This is a genomic window from Edwardsiella hoshinae NBRC 105699 = ATCC 33379 (assembly GCF_000474215.1).
In the GTDB taxonomy this organism is placed as follows: Bacteria; Pseudomonadota; Gammaproteobacteria; order Enterobacterales; family Enterobacteriaceae; genus Edwardsiella; species Edwardsiella hoshinae.
The window spans coordinates 15,609-34,324 of record NZ_BAUC01000011.1 but is presented as its reverse complement, the minus strand read 5'-3'; the positions used below and the strand labels follow the sequence as shown (position 1 = coordinate 34,324).

Genomic DNA, 18,716 nt, shown 5'->3' with positions numbered 1-18,716 from the left:
GCAGCTTGCGCGCGGCGTTTGGGGCAGCGCTGCGAGCTTGGCCGCGAGCTGCGATTAGCGCGTTATTTGTTGCGCCTTTAACCAGGCAATCTCATCTAACCAGCGATCGGGATCGGTGGTTTCCAGGATCAACGGAATACCATCGAAACGCGGGTCGCGCATGATCCAACGGAACGCTGCCGTCCCGATGTTGCCTGCGCCGAGGCACTGATGACGATCGACGCGGCTATTGAAGTCGCTTTTGGCATCATTGAGATGCATGCCGCGCAGATAGCGGAAGCCGACGCAGCGTTCAAACTGGGCGAAGGTCTCCTCACAAGCCTCCTCGTCGCGCAGATCGTAGCCGGCGGCGAAGGCGTGGCAGGTATCGATGCACACCCCGACGCGTGACTTATCATCGACCTGCTCGATGATTTCCGCTAATTGCTCAAAGCGAAATCCCAGATTACTTCCTTGCCCGGCGGTGTTTTCGATCACCGCGCATACCCCTTGGGTTTGACTCAGGGCTAGATTGATCGATTCGGCGATACGCGCCAGACAAGTGCGTTCATCGATTTGCAGCAGGTGGCTACCGGGATGAAAATTAAGTAGCGTCAGGCCGAGGTCGGCACAGCGCTGCATCTCGTCGATAAATGCACTGCGCGACTTTTCCAGCGCCTCGGCGACCGGGTGCCCCAGATTGATCAGGTAGCTGTCGTGCGGCAGGATCTGCTGTGGCAGATAGCCATACTGGGCGCAGGCCGTGCGAAACTTGGCGATGCTCTCTGCCGTCAGCGGGGCCGCTTTCCATTGACGTTGATTTTTGGTGAACAGTGCGAACGCCGTCGCCTCTAGCGCATGGGCGCGCAGGACGGCTTGATCCAGTCCCCCGGCGGCGCTGACATGGGCTCCGATATATTTCATACAGTTATCTCCTGATTCGAGGCGTTATTATGGCATCGAATATGCGTGCCGCGTAGTCTTTTAGTCGCCATAAGACAACACCCTGCTAACCGTGGGTTAACAGGGTGTGGCAAACGTCTGGTCGGGTATTTAGAGGCAGCGTTCGATAAACAGGTTGATGGCGGCTCCGCCGGCGATCAGCCAAGCGAACAGCAGGCTGGCCAGGATGATGGGGCGGATGCCGGCCTGGCGAATGGCACTGATATGGGTGGTCAGGCCGAGCGCGGCCATCGCCATCGCCAATAGGATGGTGTCCAGGGTGATCAGGGCGTGCACCAGTGCCGCGGGCAGCAGGTCGAAGGAGTTAAACCCAGCGACCAGGATGAAGATCACCGCGAACCAGGGAATGGTAATCGGTGCTTTCTTGCCCCCGCTCGCTTGCTGACCACGGCTGAGAACGCTGGAGAGAATCAACAGGAAGGGAGCCAGCATCATGACGCGGATCATCTTGGTGATCACGGCAGCATTGCCTACGTCATCGCTGATGGCGCGCCCGGCAGCCACCACTTGGGCCACTTCATGGACCGTCGAGCCGATATAGATGCCAAAGGTTTCCTGGCTCATCGCGATCCACTGGTAGTGCGCATTGAGCTGATATAACCAAGGGTAGAGGAAGATGGCGATGGTTCCGAAGATGACCACGGTAGAGACGGCGACGGAGACTTTACTGGCGTCAGCCTTGACAACCGGTTCGGTGGCCATCACGGCCGCCGCGCCGCAGATGCTGCTGCCAGCGCCGATCAGCATCACTGTCTGGCTGTCCATCCGGAAAACTTTACGCCCTAACCACATTGCCAGCAGGAAGGTGGAGGTGAGCGTCAGCGCATCGGTGATGATGCCAGTTAGCCCAACATCGGCGATCTGTTGGAAGGTCAGTCGGAAACCATACAGGATGATCCCCAGGCGCAAGAATTTCTGCTTGGCCAGATGTACCCCGACGGAGCAGGGGATGCTGAGTGCCGGATAGACACTGTTACCGATGAGAATCCCGAGGATGATGGCCAGTGTCAGCGCCCCGAACCCCAGTTGCTCTACCCAAGGGAGCGCGCCGGCCCACATGGCGATGGCGGTGATCGCGCCGGTCAAGAACAAGCCGGGCAACAGGCGCAGCAAGGCGTGCGTATAGTGCGGTGCAGGAGAATGCGATTGATGAGTTGTCATTGTTACGTCGAGTTAGCTTCGTTTTTATAAAAGGAGAACAAGCTTAAAGAGGTCGCGGGCAAATTCAAAATAGATAATATGATTATGATTAATAGAGATATCTGTTATGCCATCTCGGTGTAGCGCATCAGCGCTGTGACGTATTGACGCGGCCGAGGGTGATGATGATTAAGAGGACGCAGAGCGGGGAGAGTAATGCCGCCAGAGCGGCGGTAACGGCGTTTCCCTGGGAGAGCAGCCAGGCGCCTTGGTAGAAGAGGCCTGCTAGCACCAGCTGCAAGATGAACGCGAATAGCCCGGTGCGCCAACCGCGCCGTGTCGCGGCGAAGATGGCGATCGCCACGACGACCAGGATAGCGATCAGATAGCCATAACGTGTTTCCATGCGCTCCTCCTCGGCACTCTATTCTTGAGTATAGTGTAAGCGCTGGGCATATGTCGGGAAGGGGTGCGATCTGTTGGCATCAAGTGTCTGCCGGGAAGTGTGTTCCAGGCTGGCGAATCTTTCACCCGCCTGTGCTATAACCAACAAGCGTGTTGAACCAAACATCTATTCCAAACATCAATGCAGGAGGTCCATCATGGATTGTGCCTATCGGGTGATTTTGGTACCGGTCGATTTGGCGGAGCCGCAGTTGACGCAGGAGGCGTTACGCCACGCCCTGTTTTTAGCCAACCAGAGCAACGCCACGCTGTATCTGTTACACGTACACCCCGCGCTGCCCACTGTGTTTTTAAGCGAATACCCTGAGCAGATCGCCGAACTGCGGGAGGCAGCGTTGCAACAGGCGGAGGAGCGCTTAGCGGCTTTGGCTGCCTCGTTGCCGCTAGCGGCACAGCGCGTCGCGGTCAAGGTGAGTTGGGGGTCCATCTACGATGAGATCCTGAAAGAGGCCGAGGGATGCGGTGCGGATCTGATCATCATTGGCTCGCGTCGTCCCAGCATGTCGACCTATCTGCTGGGCTCGAATGCCGCCCGCGTCGTGCGCCACGCCAGTATGTCGGTATTAGTGGTACGTTAACCCTCCATTACACGCACCTTCCTCGTCATGCGAGCGGGGAAGGAGAGCGAGATCAGAGATAAATCACTTTAAGTAGTAAATTACCCCTGATTTATCTATATTAACCGAGCGTAAGAATACACTGGCGCAGAGCATGGCTTTGTCGTCGCTGGCGTGGCGGGAGCTGCGCTCTCTTTAGGCCGGGCGGCGGTCGATTGAAACGGTTTGGATCTGTCTATGCACATTACCTTGCGACAACTGGAAGTTTTTACCGAAGTATTGAAAAGCGGCTCGACGACGCAGGCCTCCATGGTGCTGGCGCTCTCACAATCGGCGGTGAGCGCGGCGCTCTCCGATCTGGAGACACAATTGTCGGTACGGCTGTTCGATCGCGTAGGCAAGCGACTGGTGGTTAACGAACATGGTCGCCTGCTTTATCCCAAGGCGATGTCGTTACTGGAGCAGGCCAGCGAGATCGAGCAACTGTTCAAGGGGGAGAGCGGTGCCTTGCGTATCGCGGCCAGTAGCACCATCGGTAACTATATCCTGCCGCCGATGATGGCCGCCTACCGGCGCGATTTCCCCGTGACGCCGCTGGAGTTACATGTCGGCAACAGTCACGATGTTATCAGCGCAGTGGCCGAGTTTAACGCTGATCTGGGATTGATCGAAGGGCCATGCCATATGCCGGATCTGACGACGCAAAGCTGGTTGGAGGATGAGTTGGTGGTGTTCGCCGCGCCGGATCATCCATTACTGCGCGAACCGGTAACCTTGGCCCGCTTGGCTGAGGCACCGTGGATCTTGCGTGAGACCGGCTCGGGTACCCGTGAGGTGGTGGAGCATTTGCTGCTCTCACACCTGCCACATTTCGATTTGGTCATGGAGCTGGGCAATTCAGAGGCGATCAAGCATGCGGTGCGTTACGGTATCGGCATCAGTTGCCTGTCGCGGCGGGTGATCGAGGAGCAACTGAGCAATGGAACCTTGGTCGAGGTACCCTTGCCGGGGATCAATCTGCATCGCTCTCTGTATCTGATCCATCATCGCCAGAAGCATATCTCGAAGGCGTTAGCGCGTTTTCTCAGTTATTGTCAGGCTTAACGCCAGCGACGGCAGCAGTATAGACTGCTGCCGTAGCGTCTTGTCATTATTGTGTATTTTTCTTGTACGCTCTCCCTGCCGCTCGCTAATAATCCTCCTGCCATCATGAAGCTCTCTTATTATCGTTAGATTGTTACTTCCCGCCGCAGATGGATTTGTTACAATCGCGCCGGGTTTTATGATTTAACGCGAAACAACGATAGGGTTCTAATGGCTCAGACAAAAACTACCGTCTCTGACACGGGACAAGGACCGGCGCTGCGCCGGGAGTTAAAAGCGCGGCATTTGTCGATGATTGCTATCGGCGGGTCCATCGGTACTGGGCTGTTTGTCGCATCGGGCGCGACGGTATCTCAGGCGGGCCCGGGCGGGGCATTGTTGTCCTACATCATCATCGGCATGATGGTGTACTTCCTGATGACCAGCTTAGGTGAGCTGGCGGCCTTTATGCCGGTTTCCGGTTCGTTCTCTACTTATGGCTCTCGCTACGTCGAAGAGGGATTCGGCTTTGCCTTGGGCTGGAACTACTGGTACAACTGGGCCGTAACCATCGCCGTCGATCTGGTGGCCGCGCAATTGGTAATGGGCTACTGGTTCCCCGATCTTCCCGGTTGGATCTGGAGTGCGTTATTCCTGGGGCTGATCTTCCTGCTGAACTATATCTCGGTGAAAGGATTCGGTGAGGCGGAGTATTGGTTCTCGCTGATTAAGGTCAGCACGGTGATCATCTTCATCGCAGTCGGTTTGATGATGATTGTCGGTATTTTCAAGGGCGGCGAGCATGCCGGCTTCCATAACTGGGTGGTGGGTGATGCGCCGTTCGCCGGGGGCTTTGCCTCAATGATCGGGGTCGCGATGATCGTCGGCTTCTCTTTCCAAGGCACCGAGCTTATCGGTATCGCCGCCGGTGAGTCGAAAGATCCGGGTAAAAACATTCCGATGGCGGTGCGTCAGGTGTTCTGGCGTATCCTGTTGTTCTATGTGTTCGCCATCCTGATCATCAGCCTGTTGATCCCCTATACCGATCCCAGCCTGTTGCGTAACGATGTGAAGGATATCTCCGTTAGTCCGTTCACCCTGGTCTTTAAGAACGCCGGTCTGCTGTCGGCGGCGGCGGTGATGAATGCGGTGATCCTGACGGCGGTGTTGTCTGCTGGTAACTCCGGAATGTATGCTTCGACGCGGATGTTGTACACCCTAGCGACGGAAGGCAAGGCACCGCGTATTTTTGCTCGCTTGTCGAAAGGTGGGGTACCGCGTAATGCGCTGTACGCCACTACCGTGGTCGCCGGGCTGTGCTTCTTAACTTCGATGTTTGGTAATCAAGAAGTGTATCTGTGGCTGTTGAACACCTCGGGGATGACCGGATTTATCGCCTGGTTGGGCATCGCCATCAGCCACTACCGTTTCCGCCGCGGCTATGTCAAGGCGGGGCTGGATCTGAATGCCTTGCCCTATAAGTCCGGCTTCTTCCCGCTTGGACCGATCTTCGCTTTCGTACTGTGCCTGATCATTACCCTGGGGCAGAACTATGAGGCGTTCCTGGAAGATCGCATCGACTGGTACGGTGTCACGGCGACCTATATCGGCCTACCGCTGTTCCTGATTATTTGGTTCGGTTACAAGCTGACGCAAGGCACGCATTTCGTGCGCTACAGCGAGATGACCTTCCCGAAGACCAAGATTGACTAAGCGTACGCGCCGAGTGGTAAAGCAACGCCCCGTGAGCCTGATGGCACGGGGCGTTGTGCTATGGGAGCTATATTTAGCTTTCGCGGCTTCAGCGCAGTAACCCTTTCCGTTTTGGAGAGAGCGTGCATGTAATAAAAAAACCCGCCATAGCGGGTTTTTTATTTTGTTTAGGTCTGAATTACTTCACCTGTTGACCCGGCAGTGCGCCGCAATCCGGACTGAGCAGGAAGATATCCTTCCCACCAGGGCCGGCGGCCATCACCATCCCCTCGGAGATACCGAAGCGCATCTTACGCGGCGCCAGGTTGGCGACCATCACCGTCAGACGACCGACCAGCGCTTGCGGATCCGGGTAGGCGCTACGGATGCCGGAGAAGACTTGGCGCATTTCGCCGCCGAGATCCAATTGAAGCTTCAGCAGCTTATCCGACCCGTCGACCAGTTCGGCGCTGACGATCTGGGCGATACGCATATCCACCTTGGCGAAGTCATCAAAAGTGATGGTGTCCTGGATCGGATCGTCAGCCAGCGGGCCGCTGAGGGCGGGTTTAGCCGCGGCGGCCTGTTTCCCCTCTTCGATCATCGCTTCAACTTTTGCCATTTCGATGCGGTTAAACAGAGCCTTGAACGGCTTAACCTGGTGGCCGAGCAGCGGGGTGGCGATGGTATCCCACTGCAACTCGCTATTGAGGAACGCCTCGCTGCGAGCGCTCAACGCCGGTAATACCGGTTTGAGGTAGGTCATTAGGACGCGGAACAGGTTCAGCCCCATGGTACAAATCGCCTGTAGATCGGCATCACGCCCCTCCTGCTTGGCAACCACCCAAGGCGCCTGCTCATCGACATAGCGGTTAGCCAGATCGGCCAGTGCCATGATTTCGCGGATGGCCTTACCCGACTCGCGCGCCTCATAGGCTTGGGCAATCTCCGCCGCGGCGTCGACGAAGGTTTGGTACAACGCTGGATCGGCCAGGGTGTCGGACAGCTGACCGGCGAAACGCTTGTTGATAAAGCCGGCGTTGCGCGAGGCGAGGTTAACCACCTTGTTGACGATGTCGGCGTTGACGCGCTGGACGAAGTCCTCCAGGTTGAGGTCGATATCGTCGATACGGGCGGAGAGCTTGGCGGCGTAGTAGTAACGCAGGCAATCCGGGTCCAGGTGATTCAGATAGGTACGGGCCTGAATAAAGGTGCCGCGTGATTTGGACATTTTAGCCCCGTTCACGGTGACATAGCCGTGGACGAAGATATTGCTCGGCTTACGGAAACCGCTGCCTTCCAGCATCGCCGGCCAGAACAGGCTATGGAAGTAGACGATATCCTTACCGATAAAGTGATACAGCTCGGCGTCGCTCTCTTTATTCCAGTAGGCGTCGAAGCTCAGGTCGCCACGCTTGTCGCACAGGTTCTTGAACGAGCCCATGTAGCCTATCGGCGCATCCAGCCAGACGTAGAAGTATTTACCCGGCGCGTCGGGGATCTCAAAGCCGAAGTAGGGGGCGTCACGGGTGATGTCCCATTGTTGTAGACCGGACTCGAACCACTCCTGCATCTTGTTGGCCACCTGCTCTTGCAGAGCACCGGAGCGGGTCCAGGCCTGCAACATGGCGCCGAAGGCCGGTAGGTCGAAGAAGAAGTGTTCGGATTCGCGCAGGATCGGCGTCGCACCGGAGACCACGGATTTGGGGTTGATCAGTTCAGTCGGGCTGTAGGTGGCGCCGCACACTTCGCAGTTATCGCCGTATTGATCGGCCGATTGACACTTCGGACAGGTTCCCTTGACGAAGCGATCCGGCAGGAACATGCCTTTTTCCGGGTCATAGAGCTGAGAGATGGTGCGGTTCTTAATGAAGCCGTTCTCTTTCAGTCGGCTGTAGATCAGGCTTGCCAGTTGGCGGTTCTCTTCGCTGTGCGTCGAGTGATAGTTGTCGTAGCTGATCTGGAAGTCGGCGAAATCATGCTGATGTTCGCGACTGACGTCGGCGATCATCTGCTCCGGCGCGATCCCCATCTGCTGGGCCTTCAGCATGATCGGCGTCCCATGCGCATCATCGGCGCAGATGAAATGCACCTGGTTGCCGCGCATTCGCTGGTAACGTACCCACACGTCCGCCTGGATGTGCTCAAGCATGTGGCCGAGGTGAATGGAGCCGTTAGCGTAAGGGAGCGCACAGGTCACCAGAATCTTGCGTGAACCTGTTGTATCAGTGACTGAAGCCATAGTGGATTTCGTATCTCTCGGTTAAATATAGAAGGTAACCGCTGATGTTACCCGATTGCGCCGCGAGTCGCTAGGCCACGGTCGGTGATTCTGGCGTAGGCCTGGATGAGGCTAGCGCTAGGAGTAAGGTAGACAAAATTCGCAGCCGTAACCCTGCGCGATCGGCAGTCAGTTCTGGTAGACTGGCGGCGTTGTTTATAATAACGAATAAAGGAGTCGGGATGAGCAATAAATCCCATGAGCAGTCCATGCCTGAGGCGCTGAGCAAGCAGGTCGGCGCGATCCTCGATGGTTTTACCCACCCTACCTTGAACCACCCGTTAAGCGCGCTCAAGGCGTTGCACCATTGTGCCTTGTTAGACGGTGCGTTACACATCGAGTTGATGATGCCCTTCGCCTGGCAGAGTGGGTTTGACGCTTTGCAGGCGGCCGTCACACCGGCGTTGTTGCAGCTGGCAGGCGTGCGCAGCGTCGTCTGGCGTCTGGCGCACAATATCGCCACGCTGAAACGGGCCAACGATCAGCCCGGCGTGAAAGGGGTGCGTAATATTCTCGCCGTCAGCTCCGGCAAGGGCGGGGTAGGTAAATCGAGTACCGCCGTCAACTTAGCGTTGGCGCTGGCTGCTGAGGGGGCACGGGTCGGCATTCTGGATGCCGATGTCTATGGTCCCTCCATCCCGACGATGCTGGGCACCGCCCATGAACGCCCGACCTCGCCGGACGGCCAGCATATGGCGCCGATCATGGCACACGGTCTGGCGACCAACTCCATCGGTTATCTGGTAACAGACGATAACGCCATGGTGTGGCGCGGCCCGATGGCCAGCAAGGCGCTGCTGCAATTGTTGCAGGATACCCTCTGGCCGGATCTGGATTATCTGGTATTGGATATGCCGCCGGGCACCGGTGACATCCAATTGACGCTGGCGCAGAGTATCCCGGTGACCGGCGCGGTGGTGGTGACAACGCCGCAAGACATCGCCCTGCTGGATGCGATGAAAGGCATCGTGATGTTCGAGAAGGTTCACGTCCCGGTATTGGGGATCGTGGAGAACATGAGCATGCATATCTGTAGCCAGTGCGGCTTCCATGAGCCGATCTTCGGCACCGGTGGGGCACAGAAGCTGGCGGAGAAGTACCATACCCGCCTGCTGGGGCAGTTGCCGCTGCATATTTCGCTGCGAGAGGATCTGGATCGCGGCGAACCGACGGTCAGCAGCCGACCGGAAAGCGAGTTCAGTGCTATCTATCGCCGTCTGGCCGCCGATGTAGCCGCCCAGTTGTACTGGGGGGGCGAGGCTATCCCGACCGAGATCGCCTTCCGCGCCCTCTAATCGGGAAAATGTGGCATGAGGACGGGACCCATACGGGGGCCCGTCCTTTTTTCCTGGTACAGCGGCGCGATTGGGCTGGCGTCGGCCGGGCAGACTCCCTATAATTGCCGCGTCTCAGGCACCGGTCATCCCGATCCTTTCGTGCCTTGCCCCGTCGAACCTATACATACCAGGTCTTATACACATGACTGACAACACCCACCAGTGCGTCATTATTGGCATCACAGGCGCATCCGCCTCAGGAAAAAGTCTGATTGCCAGTACCCTTTACCGTGAGCTGCGCGAGCAGGTCGGTGAGGCGCATATCGGTGTCATCCCGGAAGATAGCTACTATAAAGACCAGAGTCACCTGACCATGGAGGAGCGCGTCAAGACCAATTATGACCATCCGAGCGCCATGGATCATAACCTGCTGTTCCAGCATCTACAGATGCTCAAAGCCGGCCAGGCCATCGAATTGCCGCAATACAGTTATGTCGAACACACACGCGTTAAAGAGACTATTCACCTGGAGCCGAAGAAGGTGATCATTTTGGAGGGGATCCTGTTACTGACCGATGCCCGTCTGCGTAACGAACTGAACTTCTCCATCTTCGTCGATACCCCGCTGGATATCTGCCTGATGCGTCGCATGAAGCGTGACGTGAATGAGCGAGGGCGCTCCATGGAGTCGGTAATGGCCCAGTACCAGAAGACCGTACGCCCAATGTTCCTCCAGTTTATCGAACCCTCTAAGCAGTATGCGGACATCATCGTACCGCGTGGCGGTAAGAACCGTATCGCCATTGATATCCTCAAGGCGAAGATCAGTCAGTTCTTCGAATAAGGCCGGATGACGGCGTACTCGCGCGGCCCGGTGCCGTCAGCGGGCGCCGTCCTGCGCTGAGAGTGATTCCAGTTTCCCTTCCCGCAGGCGGGCATCGCGCGAAATCAGCAATACGGAGGCGATGATCAGCAGTGATCCCAGCCAATCCATGATGCCGAAGGTGATCCCCAGCAGCAACAACGAGAGTAGCGCGCTACACAGCGGCTCGGCACAGCTCAGTATGCCGGCCTTGGCGCCGCCGATGATCTGCGCCCCTTTCAGATAGAGGCTGAAGGTAAGCGCCGTCCCGATGATGATCAGGTAAAACGCCGCCAACAGGGTGGCGCTATCCATGCGCACTTGGGCGGTTTCACCGGCAAAGAAAGGCATCAGCATCAGGCCGCCTAACAGCATGCTCCAGCCGACGATCGGCAGGGTACCGAAACGGGCGATCAGACCAGCCGGGTAGGTGGTATAGAAGGCGGAGGCGAAGGCCGAGGCGATCCCCCAAAACAGGGCGGCGCGCGAGATGGAGAGGGAGGTGGGATCGCCGTGGGTAACCAACAGGAAGGTGCCGGCCAACGAGGTGGCGATGGCCAGCGTCACCGCTAAGCTAGGGCGTTGCCGCCGGGCGAAGGCGAACCAGGCCACGATGATGGTTGGCGAGAGAAATTGCAGTACGGTAGCCGTGGCGGCGTTGGCGCGTTCGATGGTCATCAGGAAGGTTAGCTGCACCATGATGGCGCCCAGCAGCGTAAACCACAGCAGGCTGAGTATATCCCGGCGCCGCGCTAGCGGGGCGAACAGCTTGTCGCCGTTGAGAAAGGAGACCAGCAACAAGATCCCGCCGGAGAAAGTGAGGCGGAACATGGTCAGCCATTGGGCCGATAAGCCGGTTTTTTGCAGGATATATTGCGCACAGACGCCAGAGCTCCCCCAGAGCGCGGCGGCGACCAATACATACCCCATTCCTTGCCGTAAATTGCCCATCGCGCTCTCCCTGTACGCACACTGGTTACGTCACGATGTTAATGGTTTATTCTGACGGCGGCAAAGCCTACGGCGTTTTTTTTCTGTGCGCCGTACCGCCGGAGAAAATAGCGTCAATGTTACTGAATCATTTCGGAAAAAATCGGTAATCGGGTAAGATGAACCGATGGGCAGCCGTGCTGCATAGCGATGAGACGGAGAGGAGCGATTATGAGACTGTGTGACCGCGATATTGAAGCATGGCTGGATGAGGGGCGCCTGAGCATCACACCGCGCCCGCCGCAAGAGCGCATCAGCGGTGCGACGGTCGATGTCCGTCTGGGAAACCGCTTTCGTGTCTTCCAGGGGCATACCGCGCCCTATATCGATCTGAGCGGCCCCAAGCAAGAGGTCGCCGAGGCGCTAGAGCGGGTGATGAGCGATGAGATCTTGCTGGGCGAGGATGAGGCATTCTTCCTGCATCCCGGTGAACTGGCGTTGGCGGTGACCTATGAGTCGGTGACGCTACCGGATGATCTGGTCGGCTGGTTAGATGGCCGCTCCTCGCTGGCGCGTTTAGGACTGATGGTGCATGTGACGGCCCACCGCATCGATCCCGGCTGGCAGGGTTGCATTGTCCTGGAGTTCTTCAACTCCGGCAAGCTGCCGTTGGCGTTGCGTCCCGGGATGCCGATTGGCGCATTGAGCTTTGAACCGCTCTCCGGCCCGGCGGCACGGCCCTATAATCGGCGCGAAGATGCCAAGTACAAAGGGCAGCAGGGTGCGGTAGCCAGCCGGATCGATAAGGACTGAGCCGCAGGGCTGTAACGGACGAGTCAGACTGAGGATGGCATGAGACGACTTCTTACCACGTTGATGATCCTGCTGGTGGTGGTGACGGCGGGGCTCAGTGCGTTGCTGCTGTTGATCGACCCCAACGATTTCCGCGCCTATATGGTTAAGCAGGTGCAACAGCGTACCGGCTACACCCTGACACTGGATGGCGATTTACGCTGGCGTGTCTGGCCGCAGTTGAGCATCCTCAGCGATCATATGTCGCTACGCGCCGACGGGGCGTTACAGCCGGTGATCAGCGCGGATAACATGCGTCTGGATGTGCGCCTCTGGCCGCTGCTCTCCCATCAATTGGACGTGCGTCAGGTGATGCTGAAAGGGGCGGTGATCCGCCTTACTCCCGATAGCGAACCGCAACAGGTCATTAGTGCGCCCAGCTCACCGGTGGCGCGCGGCGAGGCCATCAGCGACATGGCTTGGCGTTTGAACATCCAGAAGGTCAAGGTGGAGGATAGTCTGGTCATCTGGCAGCCTGCCGACAGTGAGCCGATTAACCTGCGTGATATCCAGCTATACCTCGATCAAAACGCTCAACGTCAAGTGCAACTGAGTTTTTCCAGCCGCATTAACCGCGATCAGCGCGATCTCCTGGTCAATCTGGAGGCTAATGTCGATTTGCGCCATTACCCGCAACAGTATCGGGCGCAGATCAGCCATTTCGACTATCACTATAGTGGCGCCGGTTTGCCGGCGGCGGGGATCGCTGGGCAGGGGAGTACCATTCTGAGTTACCAAGCGGCGCCAGCAACGGTCACACTGAGCGGACTGACGCTGAGCGCTAATGAGAGCCAACTGCACGGCGAAATCCAGGGGACGCTGGGAGCCAATCCTGACTACCGGGTGACGTTGCGCGCCGATAAGCTCAATTGGGATATGTTGAGTGGCTGGCAGGGGGGGAGCACAACATCCGGTCAAGATGAGGCGGTGACGCCACCGCCATCGCCGGTGGTATCGCAGGTTTCGGCCCCGATGCAGAATGATAACCTGGCTTTCCTGCGTGACTTCAGCGCGGCGTTGAGCATTCAGGCTAACCAGCTGACTTATCATGGTCTGACGATTGACGGTTTCGATTTGCAGGCCAGTAACCGGCGGGGCCAAGGAGAGCTGACGCGCCTAAATGGGCACATCGGTAAGGGGAGCTTCGCCGTTAGCGGTACGTTGCAGAGCCAGGCCGACCAAGCGCCGCGCGTGACATTACAACCGCGTCTGCAACAGATCGCTCTACAGCCTGTGCTGAAGGCGTTCGCCTTGCCGGAATTTATCTCCGGCCGTTTGTCGCTGGAGGCTAGCCTGCGCGGTAGCGGTTTGGCCCCCGCCTCGCTGCTGCGCCAGTGGCAGGGGGACGGCATGCTCACCCTCGACGATGCACGCCTAGAGGGGTTAAATATCGCGCAACTGGTGCAGCAGGCGGTGACGCGCAGCCAACGCGGCGTGCAGGCTGACGAGCGGCTAGATACCTTCACCACCTTCCATTCCCTGCGCGCCGAGGCGGCGCTCCGCGATGGCCGATTGACGTTGAACCGCTTGAGCGGACAATCAGCGCTGTTGGATCTGAACGGCAACGGTAGCGTCGATCTGGCGAATCAGCGCTGCGATATCAACTTGGGGGTACGCGTATTGCAAGGCTGGAGCGGGCACAACGAGCTGGTGACGCTGTTGCAACAGGTACGCATTCCGCTGCATATCTACGGCGATTGGCAGCAACTCAATTACCAACTGAATGTCGAGCAGGCATTGCGTGGTTCGCTGGAGCAAGAGGCGCGCGATGCGCTGAAAAATTGGTTGAAACGGCGTTAGTCTTGCCGCTGAAAGACACGTGTGTCTGCGCCTCCCCGTGCCTCATGGTGCGGGGAGTATTCAGTATAAAAATATATCCTGGCTCACACTCTCCCCGCCGCTGCTCATTTCACTTCGGAAAAACTTGACCGATATCAGTAAAATAATCTTACCGTTTGGGCACAGTGCTGGAGTTTCACGCTATCAAAGGGAATGGATGACCAATAAAGACAGAAAGAATGTCAGCTTACCAGGCGTAACGCCTGCGTATACCTACTGAGGAACACTATGCTTGAGTTATTGATTGGGATTGTGGTCGCCGTTGGTGTCGGCCGTTATATTATCAAAGGCTACTCCGCGACCGGAGTGCTGATGACCGGTGGCTTACTGTTGCTGATCATCAGCGCGCTGATGGGGCACGATGTCTTGCCGGCCGGTGACAAGTCAACGGGCTGGCGCGCGACCGACATCGTCGAATATGTCAAGGTATTGCTGATGAGCCGCGGCGGTAACCTTGGCATGATGATCATGATGCTGTGTGGTTTTGCCGCCTATATGACCCATATAGGGGCCAATGATGTCGTGGTCAAACTGGCCTCACGGCCACTGCGTTATATTAACTCTCCTTATATTTTGATGATCGCGGCTTACTTTGTCGCTTGCCTGATGTCGTTAGCGGTCTCCTCTGCCACCGGGCTCGGGGTACTGCTGATGGCGACGCTGTTCCCGGTGATGGTCAACGTCGGCATCAGCCGTGGCGCGGCGGCGGCGATCTGCGCCTCACCGGCAGCGATTATTCTGGCACCGACCTCCGGTGACGTGATTCTGGCAGCCAAGGCTTCTGAGATGCCGTTGATCGACTTCGCCTTCAAGACTACATTGCCGATCTCGCTGATCGCCATCGTTTGTATGGCCATCGCCCACTACTTCTGGCAACGCTATCTGGATAGCAAAGAACAGGTACAGCACGAGATGCTGGATGTGAGTGAGATCACGACTAAATCCCCCGCGTTTTACGCCATTTTGCCGTTTACTCCGATCATTGGGGTGTTGGTATTCGACGGTAAGTGGGGGCCACATCTGCACATTATCAGTGTGCTGGTGATTTGTATCCTGTTGGGCGCTATCCTCGAGTTTTTGCGCAGTTTCGATGCCAAAAAGGTGTATGGCGGGCTGGAGGTTGCCTACCGTGGCATGGCGGACGCCTTCGCCAACGTGGTGATGCTGTTGGTGGCTGCCGGCGTCTTCGCCCAAGGGTTAAGCACCGTCGGCTTTATCAGCAGCCTGATCGAGCTGGCACAATCCTTCGGCACCGGCGGCATCATCATGATGCTGGTACTGGTGGTGATCACCATGCTGGCGGCGATGACCACTGGCTCCGGCAACGCGCCGTTCTACGCCTTTGTCGAACTGATTCCGAAGCTGTCCGGCCAGATGGGCATCAACCCGGCCTACTTGACCATTCCGATGTTGCAAGCCTCCAATTTGGGTCGTACCTTATCACCGGTCTCCGGCGTGGTGGTCGCGGTCTCCGGGATGGCGAAGATCTCGCCCTTCGAGGTGGTGAAGCGTACCTCGGTGCCGGTGCTGGTCGGCCTGGTGGTAGTGATCGTCGCCACCGAGTTTATGGTGCCGCTACACCGCTAAGCGCATATGCGATGGGAAAGGGCAGGCCAATGGCCTGCCTTTTTTGTTTCATAGTATGAGCGTCAGTAGGAGGGGCTGCGGACGCCGATACCAGCGCATATTTAAGAGAGAATATTCAGTTTTCCTATATTTCATCTGATATATTAAGCCATTAATCTATTGTCTGTTGAGCGGTAAGCAGAAAAATCATGTGGTATGAAGATTAATTGAGCAGGCTTTTGGAGTCAAAAAACAATCGATTCTGGAAAATTTAGTAAGATTTAGCTTTTCATCTTGCCTCGCACAGGCGAGAAGGATAAAAATCTGGCACTGTACTTTTGGCTAGGTTGGCGTGTGGGGCGTTGTGTTAACCCTACTGGATAATGAGGGAGCGAACAGTCACTAACATGACGTTATGATAAACATTATTATGTGGCGCGACTCAGGTATGAGCCAGGTAAGCGGGATGATGGGTGAGCGGTCAGTGCATTGGTAGCTGTAGAGCCAAGGGCGGTAGCGTATCTAAAATAAAAGCATAATAATATTGTGTTATTTGAGTGGTTCAGTTTTAGATTTAATGAAAGATATATTAACATAGCTTAATTTACCATTAATTATGTTGTTTAGCGTTAAATAATATATTGTTTGTTGGTGTATTGTGTGACTATAGATGCATACCATTTAAAAGAACTGGTTATATGAGGGTAAATATATATAATATGGATTGACATGATAATGTTATTGATTGTTTTTTCACTTTAAGTGAAATTTACTACCTATCACATTTTTATGGAATTTAATGTTGGATATAAGGTTTGTGTAATGACAAAAAAACGTATACTGACTGTTTTTGGAACTCGTCCAGAAGCTATTAAGATGGCACCTCTCGTTCATGCATTAAATATTGATGGGCGTTTTGATGCAAGAGTTTGTGTTACAGCGCAGCATCGTGAGATGCTTGATCAGGTTTTAGAGGTTTTTAATATTACACCAGATTATGATTTAAATATTATGAAATCTGGCCAGACTCTTAATGATGTTACAGCTTCAATTGTTCTTAATTTAAAACCTATACTCCAAGATTTTAAACCTGATGTTATGCTTGTCCATGGTGATACAGCAACAACATTTGCAGCAAGTCTTGCTGCATATTATGAGAAAATAGCAATCGGACATGTCGAGGCAGGTTTACGGACTGGAAATATTTATTCACCATGGCCAGAGGAAGGTAATAGGAAATTAACAACTGCTTTAGCTAAGTACCATTTTGCTCCTACAGAAATATCTAAAAAAAATCTTTTGAATGAGGGTGTTTCTAGCTCCGCAATAACAGTTACTGGGAACACAGTAATTGATGCATTATTAATAATAAAAAACAAAATAGAAAAAAATAATAATCTAAAGAAAGAGTTAGATTCAAAGTTTTCATTTCTTGAATCAGATAAGAAAATGATATTAGTAACAGGCCATCGTAGAGAAAATTTCGGTGACGGTTTCGAGAATATTTGTCAGGCATTAGCTCTAACAGCACAAAAAAACCCTAACATACAAATAGTCTATCCTGTTCATTTAAATCCAAATGTACGTGAGCCGGTCAGCCGAATTCTTACTGGATATGATAATATTTATCTTATTGACCCACAGCAGTATCTCCCATTCGTTTATTTAATGAGTCGGTCAAATATAATTTTGACAGACTCTGGTGGCATACAAGAAGAGGCTCCTTCATTTGGTAAACCTATTCTTGTTATGCGAGATACAACAGAGCGTCCAGAGGCAGTCGCTGCAGGCACTGTGAGATTAGTCGGTACAGAGGTATCTTCTATTACTCGTAATATTGATGAATTACTTACTAGTAAGTCAGCATATGATGCAATGAGTTTCTCTCATAATCCTTATGGTGATGGAAAATCTTGCGCTCGAATTATTAATAAACTATTACATGAAGAAGGATGTTAAAAATGTCTTTTAAGACTATTTCAGTTATTGGCCTTGGTTATATAGGCTTGCCGACTGCAGCGATGTTTGCATCAAAAAAGAAAAAAGTAATTGGTGTCGATGTCAATAAGCATGCTATAGAGACAATTAATCAAGGTAAAATACATATTGTAGAGCCTGAATTAGATGTGGTTGTTCAAACAGCTGTCGAGGAAGGTTATCTGAAAGCTGTTATAAAACCAGAGCCTGCAGATGCATTTTTGATTGCAGTTCCAACGCCATTTCTTCCCTGCAGTAAAAATGAAATTCCTGCGCCAGATCTTTCTTTTATAGCAGAGGCTACTAAAGCGATTTCCCCAATTTTAAAGAAGGGCGATCTTGTTATCTTAGAGTCAACATCGCCTGTTGGTACAACAGAGCAAATGGCTATATGGATGAAAGAGTTGCGTCCAGATCTTTCTTTCCCTCAAGATGCTGGAGATAAATCAGATATCAATATTGCCTATTGTCCAGAGCGAGTTTTACCTGGTAAGGTTGTCCAGGAACTTGTAACAAATGACCGCGTTATTGGTGGTATGTCTGAGCGTTGTTCCTTACGTGCAGTAGAACTCTATAAAACTTTTGTAGAGGGTGATTGCGTAATTACTAATACTCGTACTGCTGAGATGGCTAAATTAACAGAGAATAGTTTTCGCGATGTTCAAATAGCATTTGCTAATGAACTTTCTATGATCTGTTCAGAGTTAGATATCAATGTATGGGAACTAATATCTCTCTCTAATCGCCATCCCCGTGTGAATATCCTACAGCCAGGACCCGGTGTTGGCGGTCATTGCATTGCTGTAGATCCTTGGTTCATCGTATCTAAAACACCTAATGAAGCCAAAATTATCCATACAGCTCGAATGGTTAATGATAGTAAGCCTGACTGGGTGATAAGTAAAGTTAAACAGGCTTTAGCTGATTTTTTACTTGTGAATAAAAATAAAAAGATAGATGAAGTGACTATCGCTTGTTATGGATTAGCGTTTAAAGCTGATATTGATGATTTGCGTGAAAGCCCCGCTATGCAAGTTACAAAAGCGATTTCTGAATTTCATCCGGGTAGAGTCATTGCTGTTGAACCAAATATTCATACTGTACCACCTAAGTTAAATAATATAGAATTGGTAGACCTTAACTTTGCAATGCAACATGCTGATATTCATTTGCTATTAGTTGATCATAAAGAGTTTAAAGGTAAGAGTGTGAATAACGGCATCGTTATTGATACGAAAGGTATTTGGGTGTAG

15 protein-coding genes are annotated in these 18,716 nt (G+C 54.0%); 10 read left to right on the top strand and 5 right to left on the bottom strand.

Translation table 11 applies throughout. The features are described 5' to 3' along the window. Positions 1 to 54: 54 nt before the first annotated feature. The 3 genes from nfo to EHO01S_RS04780 all read right to left on the bottom strand — a co-directional run bounded on the left by nfo (position 55) and on the right by EHO01S_RS04780 (position 2,488). Complete coding sequence (gene nfo / locus EHO01S_RS04790) at positions 55 to 903, bottom strand: deoxyribonuclease IV (protein WP_024522889.1); 849 nt, start codon at positions 901 to 903, stop codon at positions 55 to 57. Between the two features lie 129 nt (positions 904 to 1,032). Next, positions 1,033 to 2,103 carry a YeiH family protein gene (locus tag EHO01S_RS04785; RefSeq protein WP_024522888.1) on the bottom strand — a complete coding sequence of 357 codons (1,071 nt, stop codon included), beginning with the start codon at positions 2,101 to 2,103 and terminating at the stop codon, positions 1,033 to 1,035. 127 nt (positions 2,104 to 2,230) lie between these two features. After that, positions 2,231 to 2,488: a DUF2545 family protein gene (locus EHO01S_RS04780; protein WP_024522887.1), complete on the bottom strand. Its 258-nt coding sequence runs from the start codon at positions 2,486 to 2,488 to the stop codon at positions 2,231 to 2,233. 196 nt (positions 2,489 to 2,684) lie between these two features. On the opposite strand from EHO01S_RS04780, the gene EHO01S_RS04775 reads away from it, so the two are divergent. The 3 genes from EHO01S_RS04775 to EHO01S_RS04765 all read left to right on the top strand — a co-directional run bounded on the left by EHO01S_RS04775 (position 2,685) and on the right by EHO01S_RS04765 (position 5,900). Continuing rightward, positions 2,685 to 3,125 carry a universal stress protein gene (locus EHO01S_RS04775; RefSeq protein WP_024522886.1) on the top strand — a complete coding sequence of 147 codons (441 nt, stop codon included), beginning with the start codon at positions 2,685 to 2,687 and terminating at the stop codon, positions 3,123 to 3,125. Between the two features lie 216 nt (positions 3,126 to 3,341). Next, on the top strand, positions 3,342 to 4,208 hold the full coding sequence (gene yieE / locus EHO01S_RS04770) for a DNA-binding transcriptional regulator YeiE (protein WP_024522885.1): 867 nt from the start codon (positions 3,342 to 3,344) through the stop codon (positions 4,206 to 4,208). 210 nt (positions 4,209 to 4,418) lie between these two features. After that, positions 4,419 to 5,900, top strand: coding sequence for an amino acid permease (locus EHO01S_RS04765; RefSeq protein ID WP_024522884.1), 1,482 nt, complete (start codon positions 4,419 to 4,421; stop codon positions 5,898 to 5,900). Positions 5,901 to 6,078: 178 nt separating this feature from the next. Here EHO01S_RS04765 and metG read toward each other — a convergent pair whose 3' ends face one another. Further along, positions 6,079 to 8,121 (bottom strand): methionine--tRNA ligase, encoded by a 2,043-nt coding sequence (gene metG / locus EHO01S_RS04760; protein ID WP_024522883.1) that lies wholly within the window; start codon positions 8,119 to 8,121, stop codon positions 6,079 to 6,081. Positions 8,122 to 8,342: 221 nt separating this feature from the next. Here metG and apbC point away from each other — a divergent pair, with 221 nt between their 5' ends. Then, a complete protein-coding gene (apbC, locus tag EHO01S_RS04755; RefSeq protein ID WP_024522882.1) occupies positions 8,343 to 9,455 on the top strand; it encodes an iron-sulfur cluster carrier protein ApbC in 1,113 nt (370 codons plus the stop codon). Between the two features lie 184 nt (positions 9,456 to 9,639). After that, positions 9,640 to 10,281, top strand: coding sequence for a uridine kinase (udk, locus tag EHO01S_RS04750; RefSeq protein ID WP_005284102.1), 642 nt, complete (start codon positions 9,640 to 9,642; stop codon positions 10,279 to 10,281). Positions 10,282 to 10,317: 36 nt separating this feature from the next. On the opposite strand, the gene EHO01S_RS04745 is transcribed toward udk, so the two are convergent. Further along, positions 10,318 to 11,250, bottom strand: coding sequence for an EamA family transporter (locus tag EHO01S_RS04745; RefSeq protein WP_024522881.1), 933 nt, complete (start codon positions 11,248 to 11,250; stop codon positions 10,318 to 10,320). A gap of 210 nt (positions 11,251 to 11,460) precedes the next feature. Here EHO01S_RS04745 and dcd point away from each other — a divergent pair, with 210 nt between their 5' ends. From dcd to wecC, 5 genes are all read left to right on the top strand, one after another. Then, positions 11,461 to 12,042, top strand: a complete 582-nt coding sequence (dcd, locus tag EHO01S_RS04740) for a dCTP deaminase (RefSeq protein WP_024522880.1) — start codon at positions 11,461 to 11,463, stop codon at positions 12,040 to 12,042. 39 nt (positions 12,043 to 12,081) lie between these two features. Beyond that, on the top strand, positions 12,082 to 13,881 hold the full coding sequence (gene asmA, locus EHO01S_RS04735; protein ID WP_024522879.1) for an outer membrane assembly protein AsmA: 1,800 nt from the start codon (positions 12,082 to 12,084) through the stop codon (positions 13,879 to 13,881). 267 nt (positions 13,882 to 14,148) lie between these two features. Next, entirely contained in the window at positions 14,149 to 15,507 is a 1,359-nt protein-coding gene (gene dcuC / locus EHO01S_RS04730; protein WP_024522878.1) for an anaerobic C4-dicarboxylate transporter DcuC, read from the top strand. An 801-nt stretch (positions 15,508 to 16,308) separates the two neighbouring features. Continuing rightward, complete coding sequence (gene wecB, locus EHO01S_RS18180) at positions 16,309 to 17,445, top strand: non-hydrolyzing UDP-N-acetylglucosamine 2-epimerase (protein WP_071990996.1); 1,137 nt, start codon at positions 16,309 to 16,311, stop codon at positions 17,443 to 17,445. 2 nt (positions 17,446 to 17,447) lie between these two features. After that, positions 17,448 to 18,716: a UDP-N-acetyl-D-mannosamine dehydrogenase gene (gene wecC, locus EHO01S_RS04725; protein WP_024522877.1), complete on the top strand. Its 1,269-nt coding sequence runs from the start codon at positions 17,448 to 17,450 to the stop codon at positions 18,714 to 18,716.